The following is a 19,140-nucleotide window of genomic DNA, read 5'->3' on the forward strand; positions in this document are numbered from 1 at the left end:
CGCCGAGCGTCGAAAGCGCCCGTCTGGTGATCGAGACGGCGCTTGCCGAGCGCCGCAAGGTCCTCAACGAAATGGAATCAAAGGCGCTGCTTGCAGCCTTCCGCATTCCGATCGCTCAGACCGTGATCGCCCGCTCTGCGACTGAAGCGATGGTGCTGGCGGAGGAAATCGGACTCCCGGTGGTGATGAAGATCGATTCCCCCTCGATCATCCACAAGGCGGACTCCGGCGGCGTGCGGCTCAACCTCGCTAGCCTCGCCGCGGTACGCACGGCCTATCAGGAGATCCTCGAGGAAGTCCGCCGCAACAAGCCTGACGCCGCGATCAATGGCGTCGCGATCGAGCCGATGATCCTCAAACGCAATGGCCGCGAACTGGTTGTCGGCGTCAAGCGCGACCCGGTTTTCGGCCCATACATCACCTTCGGCGAGGGCGGAAACCGCGTCGAAGCGAACAAGGACCTCGCCGTCGCCCTGCCGCCGCTGAACAACTTCCTTGTCCGTGACCTGATCCGCTCGTCGCGCGTGTCGAGCCTCCTCGGCGAGTTCCGCACCATGCCACCGGTGAACATGGAGTCGCTCGAACTCGTGCTCCTGCGCGTCTCCGAAATGGTCTGCGAACTGCCGTGGATCACGGAGCTCGAGATCAACCCATTGATTGTGGACGAGGACGGCGCGGTCGCCGTCGACGCCCGCGTAACCGTCGAGAATGTCTCGCCGTCGGTCGATCGCTATGCCCACATGGCGATCCACCCCTATCCGTCGCAGCTCATCAGCGTCTGGACGCAACCGGACGGCACCCCCGTCACGATTCGACCGATCAAGCCCGAGGACGCCGAACTCGAAGTCGAGTTCGTGCGCAAACTATCGGCCGAGACCAAGTACTACCGCTTCATGAACACCATGCGCGAGTTGCCGCCGGCGATGGTTGCGCGCCTGACTCAGATCGATTACGACCGCGAAATGGCCTTCCTCGCCACCATCGACGGGGACGGCAAGGAAATCGAGGTCGGCGTCTGCCGCTATGCAGTGAATCCGGACGGCGAGTCCTGCGAATTCGCCGTCGTCGTCGCCGACGACTGGCAGCATCGCGGTCTCGCGCGCAAGCTGATGGGCGTGCTGATCGAGGCGGCTCGCAACAAGGGCCTGCTCTACATGAACGGCATCTTCCTCTCGAACAACGAGCGCATGCTCAAGTTCGTGCAGGGTCTGGGGTTCGTTCTGTCGAACGACCCGGAAGACAACACTGTCAAACTCGGCGTTCTCGCGCTTCAGGACTGACGGCCCCATGCCCGCAACAATCGAGAACCTGCAGTTCCACGGCCTTCCTGCGCTCCGCCTCACCACACCCGCCGGGGCGAGCGCCGTCGTGTCCCTCTTCGGCGCCCAGGTGCTGTCCTGGATTCCGGCCGGCGGACAAGAATGCCTCTACCTCAGCCCGAACGCGGTTTACGACGGCAGCGTCGCCATTCGCGGCGGCATCCCCGTGTGCTTCCCCCAGTTCGCCGGCCTCGGATCGCTCCCGAAACACGGTCTGCTGCGGACGCGAAACTGGGAGTTGGCCGAACAACGCGCCGGCGACGACTTCGCGATGGTCGTCCTGCAAATCAACGATAACGATGAAACGCATTCGATCTGGCCGCAGTCCTTCGCCGCCGAACTGACGGTCGCGATCGACGGCACGCGCCTCGACATCGAGTTCGAAGTCGAGAACAGCGGCTATTCGCCGTTTGCGTTCACGGCGGCGCTGCATACCTACCTGCGCGTGCGTGAGGTGGAGACTGCACAACTGCAGGGCTTGCACGGTCACGAGTATCGCGACGCCGCGGACAAGAACCAGATCAAGCAGGAAACCGGCGACGTCCTGACGATCGACCGCGAAACGGATCGCGTCTACCACGACACCAGGCGCCCGCTGTTGCTTCGTGACGGCGCGCGCAACCTCGGCATCCAGGCCGAAGGTTTCCCGGACGTCGTGGTCTGGAACCCATGGGAAGAGCGCTGCGCCGAGCTGCCCGACATGCCGGCCAACGGCTTCCGCCACATGCTGTGCGTCGAGGCCGCGGCCGCGCACCACCGTATCGAACTCGCCGCCGGCGAAAGCTGGTTCGGCCGTCAGACCCTCGTCGTCCTCTGATCCAAGCGAAACGGCGGCGCTTGCCTCGCAGCGCCGCCTGTTGCACCATCGCCCACCCTTCGCTTTCACCCGCCGCCCCGGCGGCCACGTCAGACACACATGTTGCCCCCGATCGAACACCGCATCGCCAGCGAGCTTTCCGCCCAGCCGCGCCAGGTCGTCGCCGCCATCCAGTTGCTCGATGAAGGCGCGACCGTGCCCTTCATCGCCCGCTACCGCAAGGAAGTGACGGGCGGCCTCGACGACACCCAATTGCGCACGCTCGAAGAGCGCCTCGGCTACCTGCGCGAGCTCGAAGACCGCCGCACGGCAATCCTCTCCTCCATCACAGAGCAGGGCAAGCTGACCGACGCGCTGCGCGGCGAGATCCTGACAGCCGAAACCAAGCAGCGCCTCGAAGACCTTTATCTTCCCTACAAGCAGAAGCGCCGCACGAAGGCGCAGATTGCGCGCGAAGCGGGCATCGAGCCGCTCGCGCTGGCCCTGCTCGAAGATCCGACACTGACGCCCGAGACCGAAGCCGAACGCTACTTCAATGCCGATGCCGGCTTCCCTGACATCAAGAGCGTGCTCGACGGCGCGCGCCAGATCCTGATCGAACGCTTCTCTGAAAATGCCGAACTGCTGGGCGAGCTGCGCACCTGGCTGCATGAGGAAGGCCTCGTCGCATCGTCTGTCGTCGAAGGCAAGGAAAACGAAGGCGCGAAATTCCGCGACTGGTTTGATTTCCGCGAGCCGATCTCAAGCGTTCCCTCGCACCGTGCACTCGCGCTGCTGCGCGGCCGCAACGAAGGCGTCCTGCGGCTCGCGTTGACCGTCGACCAACCGGATCCGGACGCACCGCATCCCTGCGAAAGCCGTATCGCCGCCCGCTGCGGCGTCCGCGACCAGGGCCGTCCGGCAGACCGCTGGCTGCGCGAAACGGTCCGCTGGGCCTGGAACGTCAAAATTTCGCTCCACCTCGAACTCGAACTGATGAACGAGCTGCGTGAACGCTCGGAAGAGGAAGCGATCCGCGTCTTCGCACGCAACCTCAAGGATCTGCTGCTTGCCGCACCGGCCGGCGCCCGCTGCACGATGGGCCTCGACCCGGGCATCCGGACCGGCGTCAAGGTCGCCATCGTCGACCGTACCGGCAAGCTTCTCGATACCGCGACCGTCTATCCCTTCGAACCGCGCCGCGACGCCCAGGGCTCGCTCGCGACCCTCGCGATGCTCGCGAAGAAGCACAGCGTTGAACTCGTCGCGATCGGCAACGGCACGGCATCGCGCGAAACCGACCGGCTGGTCGCGGACCTGATGCAGGCGATGCCTCAGCTGAACCTCACCCGCATCACGGTCTCCGAAGCCGGCGCGTCGGTCTATTCGGCCTCCGAGCTCGCCGCGCGCGAGTTCCCCGACCTCGATGTGTCGCTGCGCGGCGCGGTGTCGATCGCCCGCCGCTTGCAGGACCCTCTCGCCGAGCTCGTCAAGATCGATCCGAAGTCGATCGGCGTCGGCCAGTACCAGCACGACGTCAACCAGTCACGCCTTGCCAAGAGCCTCGATGCGGTCGTCGAAGACTGCGTGAACGCCGTCGGCGTCGACGTGAACACCGCCTCAGTCGCGCTCCTGTCGCGCATCTCCGGCCTGAACGCGACGCTGGCCGCCAACATCGTCAGCCATCGCGATGCGAACGGCCCCTTTGCCAGCCGCGACGCGCTGAAAAAAGTCCCGCGCCTCGGTCCGAAGACCTTCGAACAGGCGGCCGGCTTCCTGCGCATTCCGGCGGGCGACAATCCGCTCGACGCATCCGCCGTCCACCCGGAAGCCTATCCGGTCGTAGAACGCATCCTCGCAAAGGTCGCCAAGAACGTCCGCGAACTGATGGGCAACGCGACCTTTCTCAAGACGCTGCGCCCCACGGAATTCACCGACGAGCGCTTCGGCCTGCCGACGGTGCAGGACATCCTGTCCGAACTCGAAAAACCCGGCCGCGATCCCCGCCCGGAATTCCGCACCGCGTCCTTCCGCGACGGCGTCGAGACGCTGAAGGATCTCGCTCCCGGCATGATGCTCGAAGGCGTCGTCACTAACGTCACCAACTTCGGCGCCTTCGTCGATATCGGCGTGCATCAGGATGGTCTCGTCCACATCTCCGCCCTCGCCGACCGCTTCGTCAAGGACCCGCACAGCGTCGTCAAAGCCGGCCAGGTCGTAAAGGTAAAGGTTCTCGAAGTCGATCTCCCGCGCCAGCGCATCGCGCTGACGATGCGGATGAGCGACGAACCCGCGAGCGCTCGGCCAGCGCAGGCTCCGCAGCGCCATGGCGGCCGCGGCGAGCGGCGCCCGTCGGGCGGAAATCCGCGCCGCGACGAACGCGGCGGCGCACGCAGCGAGCCGGCCGACGGCGCATTGGCCGCCGCGCTCGCACGGGCGATGCGAAAGTAATCCGCTGAACGGAATCAACGTCATGACGACCATCTACGGCATAAAAAACTGCGACACGATGAAGAAGGCCCTCACGTGGCTCGATGAGCACCGCGTGGACTACACCTTCCACGACTACCGCAAGGCCGGCATCACGCCCGAAACGCTCGCACGCTGGTGCGACAAGCTCGGCTGGGAAGCCCTCGTCAATACGCGCGGCACCACCTGGCGCAAGCTTTCCCCCGAACAGCAGGCCATTTCCGGCCGCGCGGACGCGATCGCACTCATGGAAGCCAACACCAGCGTGATCCGGCGCCCCGTCATCGAAACCGAATCCGGAGAGATCATCACCGGCTTCGACCCGCTCCGATTCGAATTGCTATTTGGAGCTACCGGAGGACAGCCATGAGCTCCCCGAAAAGCTACGTTCGAGGCTTCCTTCTCGAAAACCTCGACATCCGTGGATCCGTCGTACGGCTCGATGACGTCTGGACCGCCCTGCAGCACAACCGCAACTACCCTGCGCCCGTGGGCCGGCTGCTGGGACAAATGAGCGCCGTCTCCGCCCTCATCACCGCGAACCTCAAGCAGACGGGTCGCCTGATCTTCCAGATCCAGGGCAACGGCATCGTTCGACTGCTCGTCGTCGATTGCACGGAATCGCTCAACCTGCGCGCCTTTGCCGGCTACGAAGGCATCGTTCCGGCCGACACCGGGCTACGCGCCCTCGTCGGCGACGGCATGCTCCAGCTCACGCTCGACATCGCGGGTCTCGACCAGCCTTACCAGAGCATCGTTCCACTGGAAGGCGACAGCATCGCCGCCACCTTCGAGCACTACCTGGCGCAATCGGAACAGCAGCCGGCCGGACTCTGGCTCGCCTGCTCCGGCGATCGCGCAGCCGCCCTGTTCCTGCAAAAGCTCCCTGGTGCCGATGCACGCGACGCCGACGGCTGGTCGCGCATCCACCAGCTCGCGCAGACGGTCAAGGACGAAGAGTTGCTGCAGCTCGAACCGGAAACGCTGCTGGGCCGCCTGTTTGCCGAAGAGGATGTGCGCCTCTTCGAGCCACGGCCCGTGATCCACCACTTCCCGCCCGATCGCGACAAAGTCATCGCGATGCTGCGCTCGATCGGTGAAGACGAAGTTCGGAGCATTCTCGAAGAGCATGGCGAACTCGTGATCCGCGACGACCTCTCGAATCATGAATATCGCTTCGAGCCCGACGAAGTCGACGACCTGTTCAACAATCCGCCGGCCCCGGACACGCCCCCCACGCTGCATTGACACCCGTCGGACGTCCCCGCAGCGGTCCTGCAGGGCCCCGAAACCCTCCCGGCGACACGGAATATCGCGGCAGCCTTGCCCGATTCCATGACGGTCAGTAAACTTTTGCTTTTTTTGGCTTTTCCCACTCCATGTCCGCACTGCCTGCCGACCGCTCCATCGAGTTCCGCAACGCCTCGCTCGGCGCCACGATCGCCCTGCTGAAAGAGAGCGAGCCGGCACGCCTCGCGGACGCAATGCACCGCATGCTCGGCGGCATGCCCGACTTCTTCAGCGGTGAACCGGTCGTACTGGATTTCGCCGCCGTGGCGCAGTTCCCCGACCGGGTCGACTGGACAGGCATCACCAGCCTGATGCGCCGCTATCAGCTTCAGCCTATTGGCGTTCGCAATCTGCCGCCGCACCTCGTCCAAGCTGCGCGGATCGCCGGCCTGGCGCTCCTTGACGCCAGCGAACTTCGCGACCGCCAAAGCCCGCCGCCACCGCAGCCTCGCGTCGAAGCGCCGCCGCCGCAGCCTGCACCCCAGCCGGCACCCGCGTCCGCCCCCGTCGTCACGCCCGTCGCAAATACCGTCTTTGTCGATCGCCCCTTGCGATCCGGCCAACAGGTTTACGCGCGCGGCGCGGACCTCGTACTGCTCGCGGGCATGAGCAACGGCGCCGAAGTGATCGCCGACGGCAGCATTCACTGCTACGGCCCGCTCTTGGGTCGGGCCCTCGCGGGCGCCCAGGGCAACACCGCTGCCCGCATCGTCACCACCAGCTTCGGTCCCGAGCTCGTGTCGATCGCCGGCATCTACCGGACTTTCGAACAAGGTGTTCCCGAAGCGGTCGCCGGCCGCACCGCTGCCGTGCGCCTGACGGGCAGCGGCAATGAACAAAAGCTCACCATCGAACACCTGCTGCTCGACTGAAGCAGCCAACTATCAGGAAGGATCAACCGTGACCCGTGTCGTCGTCGTAACTTCTGGCAAGGGTGGTGTCGGCAAGACCACCACCAGCGCCGCCTTCTCCTCCGGACTCGCGCTGCGCGGCTTCAAGACCGCGGTCATCGACTTCGACGTCGGCCTGCGCAACCTCGACCTCATCATGGGCTGCGAGCGCCGCGTGGTGTACGACCTGATCAACGTGCTCAACGGCGAAGCCAAGTTGACCCAGGCGCTCATCAAAGACAAGCACTGCGACAACCTCTTCGTGCTGCCCGCGTCGCAAACGCGCGACAAGGACGCACTCACCGAAGAAGGCGTCGAGAAGGTGCTCAAGGAACTCGAGCACATGGGCTTCGATTACATCGTCTGCGACTCGCCCGCCGGCATCGAACGCGGCGCGGTGCTCGCGCTGACCTTCGCCGACGAAGCGATCGTCACCACCAACCCCGAAGTGTCCTCGGTGCGCGACTCCGACCGCATCCTCGGCATCCTGCAATCCAAGTCGCGCCGCGCGGCCGACGGCAAGGAGCCGGTCAAGGAACACCTGCTGGTCACCCGTTACTCGCCCAAGCGGGTCGAGGAAGGCGAAATGCTGTCATTCAAGGACGTGCAGGAGCTGCTGCGCGTACCGCTGATCGGCGTGATTCCGGAATCGGAGTCGGTGCTGCAGGCCTCCAACCAGGGGACGCCGGCCATCCACCTGAAGGGCACCGACGTTTCCGAAGCCTATACCGACGTTGTCGCGCGCTTCCTCGGCGAAACTCGCGACCTGCGCTTCGTCAACTACGAAAAGCCGGGGCTCATCAAGCGCCTTTTTGGAGGCAAGTGACATGTCGCTGCTGTCCCGCCTTTTCGGCGAGAAGAAAAAGACCGCGGAGATCGCCAAGAACCGCCTGTCCTTGCTCATTGCCCACGAGCGCAGCGGCGGAGCACCGAAGGCGGACTTCCTGCCGGCCCTTCAGCGCGAGCTGATCGAGGTCATCTCGAAGTACGTCGCGGTCAATCCGGACGACATCAAGGTGATGCTCGACAAGCAGGACAACTACGAAGTCCTCGAAGTCAATATCGTCCTGCCCGAGCAGGGCCGCTGACGAACGGCGCAAGGGCCCGCGGGAGCCATCCCGTGAGCCCTTCGTCGTGTATCCACCCTTCCCTATTTCGCCTCGAGCAAGGCGGCCGCAGGCACCCCCACGCGGACGTTGCCCCATTGGCGCTCTCCGATCATGATCGGCATCGCGATGTCGCACAGGATCTCGCCGGTATCGCGCAGGTAAGTCTGCAGCAGCAGCGGCTCGCGGTTCTTCGCGGCGCGGAGCTCCGCGGGAGCCTCGAACTTGCGGCATGTCCGGTTGCCGACAAGATCGACGTCCCGATTGCCGGTCAACGGCTTCGAAAACTTCAGGTTGTGCGCGGCTAGGTAGCTGTCGTTATTCACAGCCACGGCGAAGGCGGCACCCGGAATCGACCCGAGGCAATCCTCGAGGATCTGCTGGCAGCGGCGACCATACTCGTTACCCCAGGACACGCGGTACTTCTGCGGATCGGTATTCGGGATCGGCTCGTAACGCCGGTCGAAGACGTCCATATTCGCGTTGCGCATCTCAGTCAGTTGCGTCTGGATCGCATCGCGGAACAGCCGAGCACGTTCCACTGCGCGGTCGAAGGCGCCCTTGCCGATCTTGAACCGCGACACCAACTCCTGCACCGACTCGGTCGCCCGCGCGAGCTTGACCGACGACTCCTCGGACTCACGCATGTGCTGCGCCACGGTGCCGGTCAGATCGTGAATCGCGTTCACATTGTCGTGAACCTGGGCGTTGGTAGCCGACAGTTCCTCCATCGCGGCCGCGATCTGAAGAAGCTGCTCCCCGGTCGTTTCGAACTCCCCCACCATGTGCTCGAACTGCGTCGCCGAACGTCCGACCACCTCGCGCGCCTGCAGCATGTCGCTGTTGATCACTTCGTTCTCTGCACGCGTGTTCATCACCCGCGCGATCATGTCGTCGATGTTGCCGGTAATCTCGACCGCTGCAGTATTCACGCGCTCGGCAAGCTTCCGGACCTCGTCGGCGACGACCGCGAACCCCCGTCCCGCCTCGCCGGCGCGTGCGGCCTCGATCGCCGCGTTCAACGCGAGCAGGTTCGTCTGGTCTGCAATTTCGCGAATCAGCGACGCAATCTCCTTGACGCTCACCGAACGCTTGGAGAGGTCATCCACCGTCGAGTTGAATCGCACGACCTTTTCGCTGACCGCATTGATCTTGTCCGCGATGTCGCGCATTTCATCCAGCGAGCCACGGGCGATATCGAGGTTCTTCGTGGTCGAGGCGGAAATCTGCTGAGTGCTCGCGGAAACGCTCTCGATCGCGGCCGTCGACTCCGTGCTTGCGCTGAACACCACCTCCGTCATCTGCCCCTGCTGCCGCGCATCGGCGGCGGAACTCTCGACGCGCGACTTCACCATTACGGCATCCCGCGCAATGTTGACGCTGGCAGTCCGCACATCGCTAATAACCTGCCGCATCTTGTCCGCGAAGAGGTTGTAGCTCTCGGCCAGATCCCGCAGTTCGTCGTGCGTCACCAGCGGCAGGTTGCGCGAGAAATCGCCCTCGCCTCGCGCGATTTCGTTGAAGACGCCGGTAATGATCCTCACAGGCCGGACGATCAGGTGCCGGATGAACAAGATCTGCCCGACGTTGAGGCAAAGCGCGATGATCGTCAGCGCGGCGAGCAGATAGATACCGCCGTCGAGCACTCCGATCACTTGCTGAACGAGTTCCGGCGCAACTTTGCCTTTCGCCAGCAGTTCCCGGACATCGCGCTCGCGATCGATGTAGATGCCGACGTAAACCACGTCGATGAAAAACAACAGCAGAAAACTGGAAAGCTTCTTGGTCAGCGAATTCCAGAACAGCTTCTCGACCGACTCGTACAGTCCGCCATTCGTCTCCATGGTCTCTCCGGGCAAGGGTATTTTTTGCTTTATCGGGCATCCTAGCCGAAGACTTGAGCCTCCCGCACTCGATTCTCAATTATTCACTTTCAGACGGTCGAATTCGCGGCGCAGGCCGTTTCGCGCCTGCTCGGACGCCGGATGGATTTGCCCCACCCCGTTTGACATGCCACAATTATCTTTTTGCCGTCTCCCTACGATTCATGAGCGATCAGAACAATAGCGCCCTCGTTCCTCAGGACGAGAACCACATCATCGCCGAGCGCCGCGAGAAGCTGGCCGCCTGGCGCGCCTCCGGTCGCGCCTACCCGAACGACTTCTCCCGCGAGAACACCGCTGGCAAGCTCGATGAACTGTACGGAGACAAGGAAGCCGAAGCGCTCGATACGACCCCGATCGAGGTGCGCGTCGCCGGCCGTGTCATGCTCAAGCGGGTCATGGGCAAGGCGAGCTTCATTACGATCCAGGACATTTCGGGTCGCATTCAGCTTTACGTCACCCGCGACGCCGTCGGCGAGGACGTTTACGCGGAATTCAAGCACTGGGACATCGGCGACATCGTCGGCGCCGCAGGCGCGCTCTTCAAGACGCGCACGGGCGAACTGTCGGTCAAGGTCACCGAGCTGCGTCTGCTGACTAAGAGCCTGCGCCCGTTGCCGGACAAGTTCCACGGTCTCACCGACGTCGAGCAGAAGTATCGCCAGCGCTACGTCGACCTGATCATGAGCGAGCAGACGCGCTTCACCTTCGTCGCGCGCAGCCGCATGGTGCAGTCGATCCGCAACTACATGGTCAACCACGGCTTCCTCGAAGTCGAGACGCCGATGATGCACCCCATTCCCGGCGGCGCATCGGCCAAGCCCTTCGTGACGCACCACAACGCGCTGGACATGGAACTCTTCCTGCGCATCGCGCCGGAGCTGTACCTCAAGCGGCTCGTCGTCGGCGGCTTCGAGAAGGTCTTCGAGGTCAACCGCAATTTCCGTAACGAAGGTCTCAGCCCGCGCCACAACCCCGAATTCACGATGATGGAGTTCTACGAGGCCTACGCGGACTACCGTAGTCTGATGAACTTCACCGAAGGGCTGCTGCGCCAGGCTGCCCGCGAAGCGCTCGGCACCGAGGTCTTCGTGTACCAGGGTCGCGAACTCGACCTGTCGAAGCCCTTCGCGCGCCTGACCATCGTCGAGGCCATCCGCAAGTACCACCCCGGCTTCTCGATCGAACAGCTGAACGACGCCGAATGGCTGCGCAAGAAACTCAAGGATCTCGGCGCGGAAGCACGTGCTGGCGCTGGCTTGGGCTCGCTGCAGTTGCTGATGTTCGAAGAAACCACCGAAGCGCAGCTTTGGGAACCGACCTTCATCATCGACTACCCGGCTGAGGTCTCCCCTCTGGCTCGCCGCAACGACCAGAACCCGGATATCACGGAGCGCTTTGAGCTCTTCATCGTCGGCCGCGAGATCGCCAACGGCTTCTCCGAGTTGAACGACCCGGAAGATCAGGCCGCTCGCTTCCTCGAGCAGGTCAAGGCTAAGGAAGCCGGTGACGAGGAAGCCATGTACTTCGACGCCGACTACATCCGTGCGCTCGAATACGGTTTGCCCCCGACCGGCGGCTGCGGCATCGGCATCGACCGCTTGGTCATGCTTCTCACCGACAGCCCCAGCATCCGAGACGTGATCCTGTTCCCTCAGATGCGAATGGAATAAGCAGTACCGCTTCCAGGACACCCGGGCGCCGCGAGGCGCCCTGTTTTTTTCAGGACAGGAATCGCCCGCCATGCCGATCGAGCCCGCCCGGTTGAGCTTCGCCGACGACGGCACGCCGCAATCCGAAGCCTACGGTGACATCTACCATTCCCGCGACGGCGGTCTGGAACAGTCACACCACGTCTTCCTTGCCGGAAACGGTCTTCCCGAGCGCTGGCAAGGCCGGGAGCAGTTCACGGTCCTCGAGACCGGTTTTGGCCTGGGCCTCAACTTCCTGGCGACTTGGAACGCCTGGCGTCAGGACGGGCAGCGCTGCGGGCGCTTGCACTACGTTTCGGCAGAGCTCCACCCCTTCACGCGCACCGACCTGGCCACGCTCCATACACGGTGGCCAGAACTGCGCGCGCTTGCCGAAGCGCTGCAAGCCCAGTGGCCGGCCCTGACGCCTGGTTTTCATCGGCTGCATCTCGACGAAGGGCGGGTTGTTCTGACGCTCCTCTTCGGGGACGCCCGGGCACTGCTGCCGCAGCTCGTCTGCCAGGCCGACGCCTTCTATCTGGATGGGTTTTCACCGGCCGCGAACCCCGAGCTTTGGTCGGAAGGTCTGCTGCGGTGCCTGCCGCAACTGGCGGCGCCGGGCGCCACTCTGGCCACTTGGTCCGTATCCGGCTCTGTGCGGCGAGCGCTCGCCAGCGCCGGCTTCGAATGCGAAAAAACGGCCGGATTCCGCGGCAAACGCGAAATGCTGCGGGCGATTTTCCCCAAAACGGGGAGCGCCGATCGCCCCGTGGAACACGCTCGGCGTCATGCGCTGGTGCTCGGCGCGGGCCTCGCGGGCAGCAGCATCGCGTGCCGTCTGGCCGAATACGGATGGCTTGTGGACGTCGTCGACGGCGCGCCCGGGCCGGGTCACGGCGCATCGGGAAACCTGGCCGGCGTGCTCCGCCCGCTACCGAGCCTCGACGACAACCGCCTCGCCCGCATCACCCGCGCCGGCGCACTGTACGGACTGCGTCACCTCGCCCGCCTTTCCGCTCAAGGCCTCGACGTGCACTGGGACGCCTGCGGCGTGCTGCACCTCGCCCGCGACCCCGTCCACGAGAACAAGCAACGCAAGGTGGTCGAGGTACACAGTCCTCCAACCGACTACCTACGTTTCGTCGACTCGGACGAGGCGTCCCGGCTTGCCGGCTGGCCTTTGCCTGTCGGCGGATGGTGGTTTCCCGGCGGCGCGTGGGTGAATCCGCCGAGCCTGTGTGCGGCGAATCTCGCCTCCCACTCGTCCCGCGTTCGTTGCCACTACAGCCGCAGCGTCCAACGGCTCGAACGGGTCGGCGATGAGTGGGTAGCCTACGACGCCTCAGGCAAACCGATCGCCGCGGCGCCGATCGTGATCCTCGCCAACGGAGTCGGAGTACGCGGCATCGCGCAAGCTGCGGCGCTGCCAGTACGCAGTGCCCGCGGCCAGGTCACGCATCTCGTCGGAGGCTTGGGTAGCGCGCCAAGCGTCGTCGTTTGCCGTCTCGGCTACGTCAGCCCGGCAATCGACGGCATCCGCTGCGCAGGCGCCACATTCTCGGTTAACGACGACGAAACCGCCCTGCGCGATGCCGACCACAAGGAGAATCTCGCAAAGCTGGACTTCATCCTGCCCGGTTTTGCGTCGCAGCAAGCGCTCGCCGACCCTCCCGGCCGAGTGGGGTTCCGCCCCGCCTCTCCGGACCGGCTGCCGATGGTCGGCGCCTTGCCGTCCGCGAGCACGATCGAACGTGGTACGGCGCTCGCAGCGATCCCCCGCTACCCTGATTTGCATACCGTCGAAGGCTTCGGCGCGCGCGGCCTGGTGTGGGCAGCACTTGCGGGAGAACTGCTTGCAAGCAGGCTGTCGGGCGCTCCTCTTCCCCTTGAACGCGAGCTCGTCGAGGCGCTTGATCCGGGTCGCTTCCTTTTTCGCCCAGTTAAATGTCCTATAACGGAAGAATAATCTCAAAATGCCGGACGCCCGGCTGGCTTACAGCATTCCCGGTATAGTTGTGCATCGCAGCGATCGGTATCATCGATCACGTTCAAAGGCGGAACGTCTGCTTCGGGAGGATGCAAGACGAATTCAGGGGCCGCCGGTTCATGACAAGTACCAGTACCCTTTCGTCGGCGACACAAACACAACGGTATTGCCGCCCAATCCACTAAAATGAATGTGGGAATCCCGATCCGCGCTGACAAGTGCCACACTAGCACGACCTCGCCAACACGTCGTTATAAAGCGGCGGGTGGGCAAGCGTACGACCGACAGAGCAAGTTGCGCCCTCGGGACGCAACCAGACCGAGCTTGCGATGAGCCAGGATTCACACCTCCGTTACGATGTGGAAGCCGCTTTGCGAGCAAGCGAAGCGCGTTTGCGCGAAGCGCAGGCGGTGGCTCGCATGGGCGACTGGGAACTCGATCGCAAGACCGGTGTAATGAGCTGGTCGCCTGGCTTGTTCAAACTCTTCGAACGGCCACTCGAACTCGGGACTCCCGATCTCAACGAAGCCCTGGGCTATTACGCCCCCGAATCGATCGACCAGACCCGTGACACTTTTTGGCGAGTTATCGATTCCGGGGAACGGGAAGAGTTCGAACAACTGGTTTGGCTGCCCTCTGGTGCGGAACGTTACCATGCGACGACGATCGTACCGGTAAAGGACGCCGACGGTTATATCTACAAGTTGTACGGTACGACGCAGGATGTGACTGCCCGCAAGTTGGTAGAGCAAGAGTTGCGCAGGCAGACCCGAGAGATCGCCGATCTTTATGAAAATGCACCCTGCGGCTACTACTCGCTCGATGCCGAAGGCTCCATCGTCCGCATCAACGACACGCAACTGCGCTGGCTCGGCTTCACGCGAAAGGAAGTCGTCGGCCACATGAAGGCCGCGGATCTTTTCAGCGCCCCCAGCCGAGCACTGTTCGAGCACGTCTTCCGCGTGTTCAAGCGAAAGGGGGTACTCCGCAATATGGAGCTCGACTTACTCCGAAAGGACGGCTCAGTACTACCGGTACTGCTCAGTTCGACCGCGATCTTCGACGCCGACGGCGGCTTCGTCGCGAGCCGTACCGTCGTCTCCGACAACTCCGATCGCAGGCAACTCGAACTCGAGCGCGCGGCGCACGCAACGCGCGTCACGGACGTCTCCCGGCACATGGTCGAGGTCCAGGAGCGCGAGCGGCGCAAGCTCGCGTCGGACCTCCATGACCACGCGAGCCCGAACCTCGCTGCGCTGCGTCTCACGCTGGGCAACCTTGCCGAGGCGCTCCCACCCGAAGTACGCGAAGGGCTGCAATCCCTGCTCGACGACGCGAACGGTCTGCTGCTCGACACCACCAATGGGATCCGCGACATCTGCACGGACCTGCGCCCGGCAGCACTGGACTACGCGGGCTTGGTGCCGGCGCTGCACGACTATGCCCAGCAGTTCACCCAGCGAACCGGCGTACGCGTTGACCTCGACACCGCGAGCTTCGATTTCCAGGTGGCGCCGAACATACAATCGCTGCTGTTCCGCATCGTGCAGGAAGCGCTCACCAATTGCGCAAAGCACGCTCGAGCCCGTTCCGTACATATACGTCTCGGGAACTGCAGTTCGCAGGTCGTGATGCAGATTTCCGACGACGGCGTCGGCTTCGATTCGCGACAGCTCTCTGACCGGGGATCAACTCATGGCATCGGCCTCATCACGATGCGCGAGCGCGCTGAATTCGCCGGCGGACGCTTTACCATGAATTCCCGGCCGGGCGCCGGCACCGAAATCACCGTTGTCTTCGAACATGACGCGGGCGTCCTGCGCCAGTCACCGATACCTCAATCCCCAGTTACTCCGACCGACGACTTGCTCTCGGCGGGAGGAAAACAATTATGAGCCCACCTATCCGAGTCATTCTCGCCGACGATCACCGCATGTTCCTGCATGCCCTGCGCGCGCTGCTCGACCGTGAACCGGAAATCGAGGTCGTCGGAGTCGCGGGCAACGGCGACGAACTGCTGACGCTGGCCCGTAATCATCCGGTCGATATCGCGTGCATCGACATTGCCATGCCCTTGATGAACGGAATCGAGGCCACGCGGCGTCTCCTCGCGCTGCGGCCGGGAATCGGCGTGATCGGCCTGTCTGCGTTTTCCGACCGGCAGTTCGTGCTCGACTTGCTCAATGCTGGAGCCCGAGGCTACGTCACGAAGGCCGAGGCCGGCGAGGAATTGCTGCGCGCGATCCAGACGGTGCGGCAGGGTAAGACTTACCTGTGCCCGGACGTCGCCGCGACGGTCACGAACGCCCTTCTTTACAACGCGGTCGGAGACAACTCCGCGCCGCGCATCACTGCGCGCGAGCGCCAGGTGCTGCAGCTGATCGCCGAAGGCCACACGTCCGCACGCATAGCGGACCGACTGCATCTGGCGGCCTCCACGGTAGAGGTCCATCGCCGGAATATCATGCGAAAACTCGATGTGCATAGCGTCGCGGAGCTGACCAAATATGCCATCCGCAATGGCATCACATCAATTTCCGACTGATCACCGGGCTGCGCGAGCGTACCGCACAGTCGGTATGCGAAAACACGCTGAAGGGTGTATGTGCGATCCGTCTGTATCAACGTAGCATTCGGTCACTGCAGTTCGAGTTCCCGGAGCGATGCAGCCCAGCGGACGCATCTCCCCACATCCATCAGCCAGAGGACCAGTACATGAACACTCTCGTGTCACCCCAGCAGATCGCCAGCGTAGCCACCGGCAATATTTCCGCCTTCCAGTCGCTCGCCGACATCGTCATGAACGCGTCCGGTCAGCTGATGGCACTCAACTTCGACGCTGCCCGAAATCTGTGCGTTAACGTCTCGGCCGCCACGCCGGTTGTTCAGGGTGATCTGCGCGATCAGGTCGCCTCGGGTATGGGCGCGCAGGCCAAGTCGATCGAGCAGACGGTCGAGTACTTCAACAGCATCAACGATCTGCTCGTTCGCACCCAAGGCGAACTGGCCGATTTCGGGATGCGTCAGCTCAACGATGCCTCGCACAGCATTGCCGAGACGCTGGAGCAGTTTGCCGGAGCCGCACCGGCGGGCACTTCGGATATGATCAGCGCTGTGAAGTCGGCGGTGAGCAATGCCACCGCGACGTACGAGAATTTCGTCAAGAACACCCGCAGCCTGGCTGAAACGAACCTCGCTGCGGCTGCCAATGCGATGCAGCCGATGCTGGCCGCCACCACCGGCGCAGTCAGCAAGTCGGGCAAGAAGGCCGCCTGACAGGCTCCTCCAGCCTTGCACCCAGGCGGGGTGAGAGCAGATTCATCGCCCCGCCGGGCAGGCCTATTCACGCCGAACTCAGACGCTTTTCGAAATCCGGAAGCGGAAGCGGCTTGCTGAAGAAATAGCCCTGGTAGTAGTTGCAGCCGTGGATTGCCAGGAAGTGGCGCTGCTCGTCTGTTTCCACCCCTTCCGCGATGACATCGAGCCCCAGGCTCTGTCCCAGTGCAATGATGGTGCGCACGATGGCGGCATCGTTAGCGTTGGCCAACACATCCCGCACGAAGGACTGGTCGATCTTCAGTTGCTCCAGCGGCAGACGCTTCAGATATGAAAGGGACGAAAAGCCTGTCCCGAAATCATCCAGCGAGAAACGGATTCCTCGCGCTTTGAGCGCAACCATCTTGTCGACCACGACGTCGATATTTTCAAGCAGTGTACTCTCCGTCAGTTCGAGCTTGAGATTCGCAGGATCTGCCCCGCTCGCACCAACCACCTCGAGCACTTCCTGGACGAAATCGGGCTGCTGAAACTGCCTCGCGCTGACATTGACCGCCAGCAGCAGGTGGCGGGTCGCCGGGTCGGCCTCCCAGGCTTTCAGCTGCCGACAGGCGGTTTCCAGCACCCAGCGCCCGATGGGCAGGATCAGCCCGGTTTCTTCGGCCAGCGGAATAAAGGCCGCCGGCGAGATGAGGCCCCTTTGCGGGTGGCGCCAACGGATCAGCGCTTCCGCACCGAATACGTGGCCCCCGCTATCGACCTGCATCTGGTAGTGCAGTTCGAGCTGGTCCGGCAAGGCCTTGCGCAGCCAGGATTCCATGCGGACGCGCTCTTCCAGCGCGGCCTGCATACTCGCGTCGAAGAAGTGGATCTGGTTGCGGCCGGTGCGCTTGGCCTGGAACATCGACGCGTCGGCGAGCTTCAGCAACTCTTCCACGCTCGTTTCGCCTGCGCTGAAGAGGCTGATGCCGATGCGGGAGGTGCCGACGTACTCCTGGCCACCCAGCTCGATGGGCTGCCCGATCGCATCGTGAATCCGCTTTGCCACCTCCCGCGCCTGCATCGCAGCCGGATCCCGCTCGGTGCTCAGCCCCTCGAGCACGACAGCGAATTCGTCGCCGCCCAGCCGCGCCACGGTGTCTTCGCCGTGCACGCAGGCCCTGATCCGGCGCGAAACACCGACGAGCAGTTCGTCCCCGACTTCGTGCCCGCGCGTGTCGTTCAACGCCCGGAAGTCGTCGAGGTCGATGAAAAGGATCGCGCCATGATGTCGTTTGCGCTTGCCGGACATCACCGTCTGCCGCAGACGGTCGAGGAGCAGTCGCCGGTTGGGGAGTCCGGTCAGGGCGTCGTAGAAGGACAGGCTGTGGATCAGCTCTTCGGCTTGTTTGCGCTGCGAGATGTCGATGAATGATCCGACGTAATTCGTCACGGTACCGGTGCGGTCGACGACTTCGGAAATGCTCAACCACGCGGGGAAGGTTTCTCCGTTCTTGCGGCAGAGCCTGATTTCGCCTTGCCAAAGGCGGTTACGGCTCAAATCACTGCATATGGCATTCCACAGCAGCGGGTCCTGCCGGCCAGACTGGAGCATGTCGGTACTTTGTCCAACTGCTTCGTCGGCGCAGTAGCCGGTCACCGCAGTGAAGGCCTGGTTGACTCGCAGAATCGCGTGGTCACGGTCGGTAATGACCATTGCCTGTTGAGACTCGAAGGCCGTGGCCGCGATGCGAAGCTCGGCCTCGGCTTGCTTGTAGTCCGTGACGTCGCGGGAAATGCCGAAGATACCGATTACATCGGAGTCATCATCGCGCAGGACACCCTTCGTGGCGAGGAAGACGCGCCTGCCGTCGGCGGTCTGGAGCGTGCTTTCATCGCTGATGACGCGATTCTCGGCGAGCACCCGCCGGTCGACCGCCATCAACCACTCGGCCTGCTCCGGTGGAAAGATCTCGCGATCGTCCTTGCCCAGCACTTCCGCGGAAGACTTGCCGACATATTCGCTCGCGGCGCGATTGAACAGGAGGTAGCGGCCCTCGGTATCCTTCGCAAAGATCGCGTCGGCCGAGCTGTCCGAAATTGCCGCGAGCAATTGCAGGGCGCGGCGTTTTTCGACTTCGGAGGCGATATGACGTCGGTGACTGTCCTGGATCTGGCTGACAAGGCGCCCGAGCAGGCCGAAGAGCAACAGCGCGGTTATTGCCACGAACAGCCAGCCCTTGGCCACGCTGACGACGACGATGACCTCGGGATTGGCGAACAGGAGTCCGAGGATCTTGTCCGAGAGCAGGATCCAGAGTGCAGCGAATGCCGAATATGTCAGGACGATCCTGAGAACACCATTCTGCACATTGGGGGTTGGGGATGGCGGCGACATGGGACTCTTGTTCGGTCTTCGGGTCGTTAGGGTCTACAGACCGGTTACGGCAGATT

At 63.4% G+C, this 19,140-nt stretch carries 15 protein-coding genes; 13 read left to right on the plus strand and 2 right to left on the minus strand.

The window, feature by feature from the left end; genetic code table 11:
- From VJ673_RS23235 to minE, 8 genes are all read left to right on the plus strand, one after another.
- Nucleotides 1-1,280: GNAT family N-acetyltransferase (locus tag VJ673_RS23235; RefSeq protein WP_324128561.1), on the plus strand; the 1,280-nt coding region annotated here is incomplete at its 5' end.
- 7 nt (nucleotides 1,281-1,287) lie between these two features.
- Entirely contained in the window at nucleotides 1,288-2,136 is an 849-nt protein-coding gene (locus VJ673_RS23240) for a D-hexose-6-phosphate mutarotase (protein WP_324128562.1), read from the plus strand.
- Nucleotides 2,137-2,235: 99 nt separating this feature from the next.
- Entirely contained in the window at nucleotides 2,236-4,566 is a 2,331-nt protein-coding gene (locus VJ673_RS23245; protein ID WP_324128563.1) for a Tex family protein, read from the plus strand.
- Nucleotides 4,567-4,588: 22 nt separating this feature from the next.
- On the plus strand, nucleotides 4,589-4,954 hold the full coding sequence (locus VJ673_RS23250) for an ArsC family reductase (RefSeq protein WP_324128564.1): 366 nt from the start codon (nucleotides 4,589-4,591) through the stop codon (nucleotides 4,952-4,954).
- Nucleotides 4,951-5,832, plus strand: coding sequence for an Hsp33 family molecular chaperone HslO (gene hslO / locus VJ673_RS23255; RefSeq protein ID WP_324128565.1), 882 nt, complete (start codon nucleotides 4,951-4,953; stop codon nucleotides 5,830-5,832). The genes VJ673_RS23250 and hslO overlap by 4 nt, the downstream gene beginning before the upstream one ends.
- A 131-nt stretch (nucleotides 5,833-5,963) precedes the next feature.
- On the plus strand, nucleotides 5,964-6,746 hold the full coding sequence (minC, locus tag VJ673_RS23260) for a septum site-determining protein MinC (protein WP_324128566.1): 783 nt from the start codon (nucleotides 5,964-5,966) through the stop codon (nucleotides 6,744-6,746).
- Between the two features lie 28 nt (nucleotides 6,747-6,774).
- Nucleotides 6,775-7,590, plus strand: a complete 816-nt coding sequence (gene minD / locus VJ673_RS23265; RefSeq protein ID WP_324128567.1) for a septum site-determining protein MinD — start codon at nucleotides 6,775-6,777, stop codon at nucleotides 7,588-7,590.
- 1 nt (nucleotide 7,591) lies between these two features.
- On the plus strand, nucleotides 7,592-7,852 hold the full coding sequence (gene minE / locus VJ673_RS23270) for a cell division topological specificity factor MinE (protein WP_324128568.1): 261 nt from the start codon (nucleotides 7,592-7,594) through the stop codon (nucleotides 7,850-7,852).
- A 62-nt stretch (nucleotides 7,853-7,914) separates the two neighbouring features.
- Here the strand turns inward: minE and VJ673_RS23275 are convergent, their stop codons facing one another.
- The gene (locus tag VJ673_RS23275; protein WP_324128569.1) at nucleotides 7,915-9,714 is read right to left on the minus strand and encodes a methyl-accepting chemotaxis protein; all 1,800 of its coding nucleotides are present in this window, start codon (nucleotides 9,712-9,714) and stop codon (nucleotides 7,915-7,917) included.
- Between the two features lie 203 nt (nucleotides 9,715-9,917).
- On the opposite strand from VJ673_RS23275, the gene lysS reads away from it, so the two are divergent.
- From lysS to VJ673_RS23300, 5 genes are all read left to right on the plus strand, one after another.
- Nucleotides 9,918-11,426 (plus strand): lysine--tRNA ligase, encoded by a 1,509-nt coding sequence (gene lysS / locus VJ673_RS23280; protein WP_324128570.1) that lies wholly within the window; start codon nucleotides 9,918-9,920, stop codon nucleotides 11,424-11,426.
- Nucleotides 11,427-11,496: 70 nt separating this feature from the next.
- Nucleotides 11,497-13,410 carry a bifunctional tRNA (5-methylaminomethyl-2-thiouridine)(34)-methyltransferase MnmC2/FAD-dependent 5-carboxymethylaminomethyl-2-thiouridine(34) oxidoreductase MnmC1 gene (gene mnmC, locus VJ673_RS23285; RefSeq protein ID WP_324128571.1) on the plus strand — a complete coding sequence of 638 codons (1,914 nt, stop codon included), beginning with the start codon at nucleotides 11,497-11,499 and terminating at the stop codon, nucleotides 13,408-13,410.
- 350 nt (nucleotides 13,411-13,760) lie between these two features.
- Complete coding sequence (locus VJ673_RS23290) at nucleotides 13,761-15,326, plus strand: PAS domain-containing sensor histidine kinase (protein WP_324128572.1); 1,566 nt, start codon at nucleotides 13,761-13,763, stop codon at nucleotides 15,324-15,326.
- A complete protein-coding gene (locus VJ673_RS23295) occupies nucleotides 15,323-15,976 on the plus strand; it encodes a response regulator transcription factor (protein ID WP_324128573.1) in 654 nt (217 codons plus the stop codon). Before VJ673_RS23290 ends, VJ673_RS23295 begins: the two co-directional genes overlap by 4 nt.
- Nucleotides 15,977-16,146: 170 nt before the next feature.
- Nucleotides 16,147-16,707 carry a phasin family protein gene (locus VJ673_RS23300; protein WP_324128574.1) on the plus strand — a complete coding sequence of 187 codons (561 nt, stop codon included), beginning with the start codon at nucleotides 16,147-16,149 and terminating at the stop codon, nucleotides 16,705-16,707.
- 67 nt (nucleotides 16,708-16,774) lie between these two features.
- Here the strand turns inward: VJ673_RS23300 and VJ673_RS23305 are convergent, their stop codons facing one another.
- Entirely contained in the window at nucleotides 16,775-19,084 is a 2,310-nt protein-coding gene (locus VJ673_RS23305; protein WP_324128575.1) for a putative bifunctional diguanylate cyclase/phosphodiesterase, read from the minus strand.
- Nucleotides 19,085-19,140: the final 56 nt, after the last annotated feature.

The sequence above is a fragment of the Aromatoleum sp. genome, assembly GCF_035254505.1.
Lineage (GTDB): Bacteria > Pseudomonadota > Gammaproteobacteria > Burkholderiales > Rhodocyclaceae > Aromatoleum.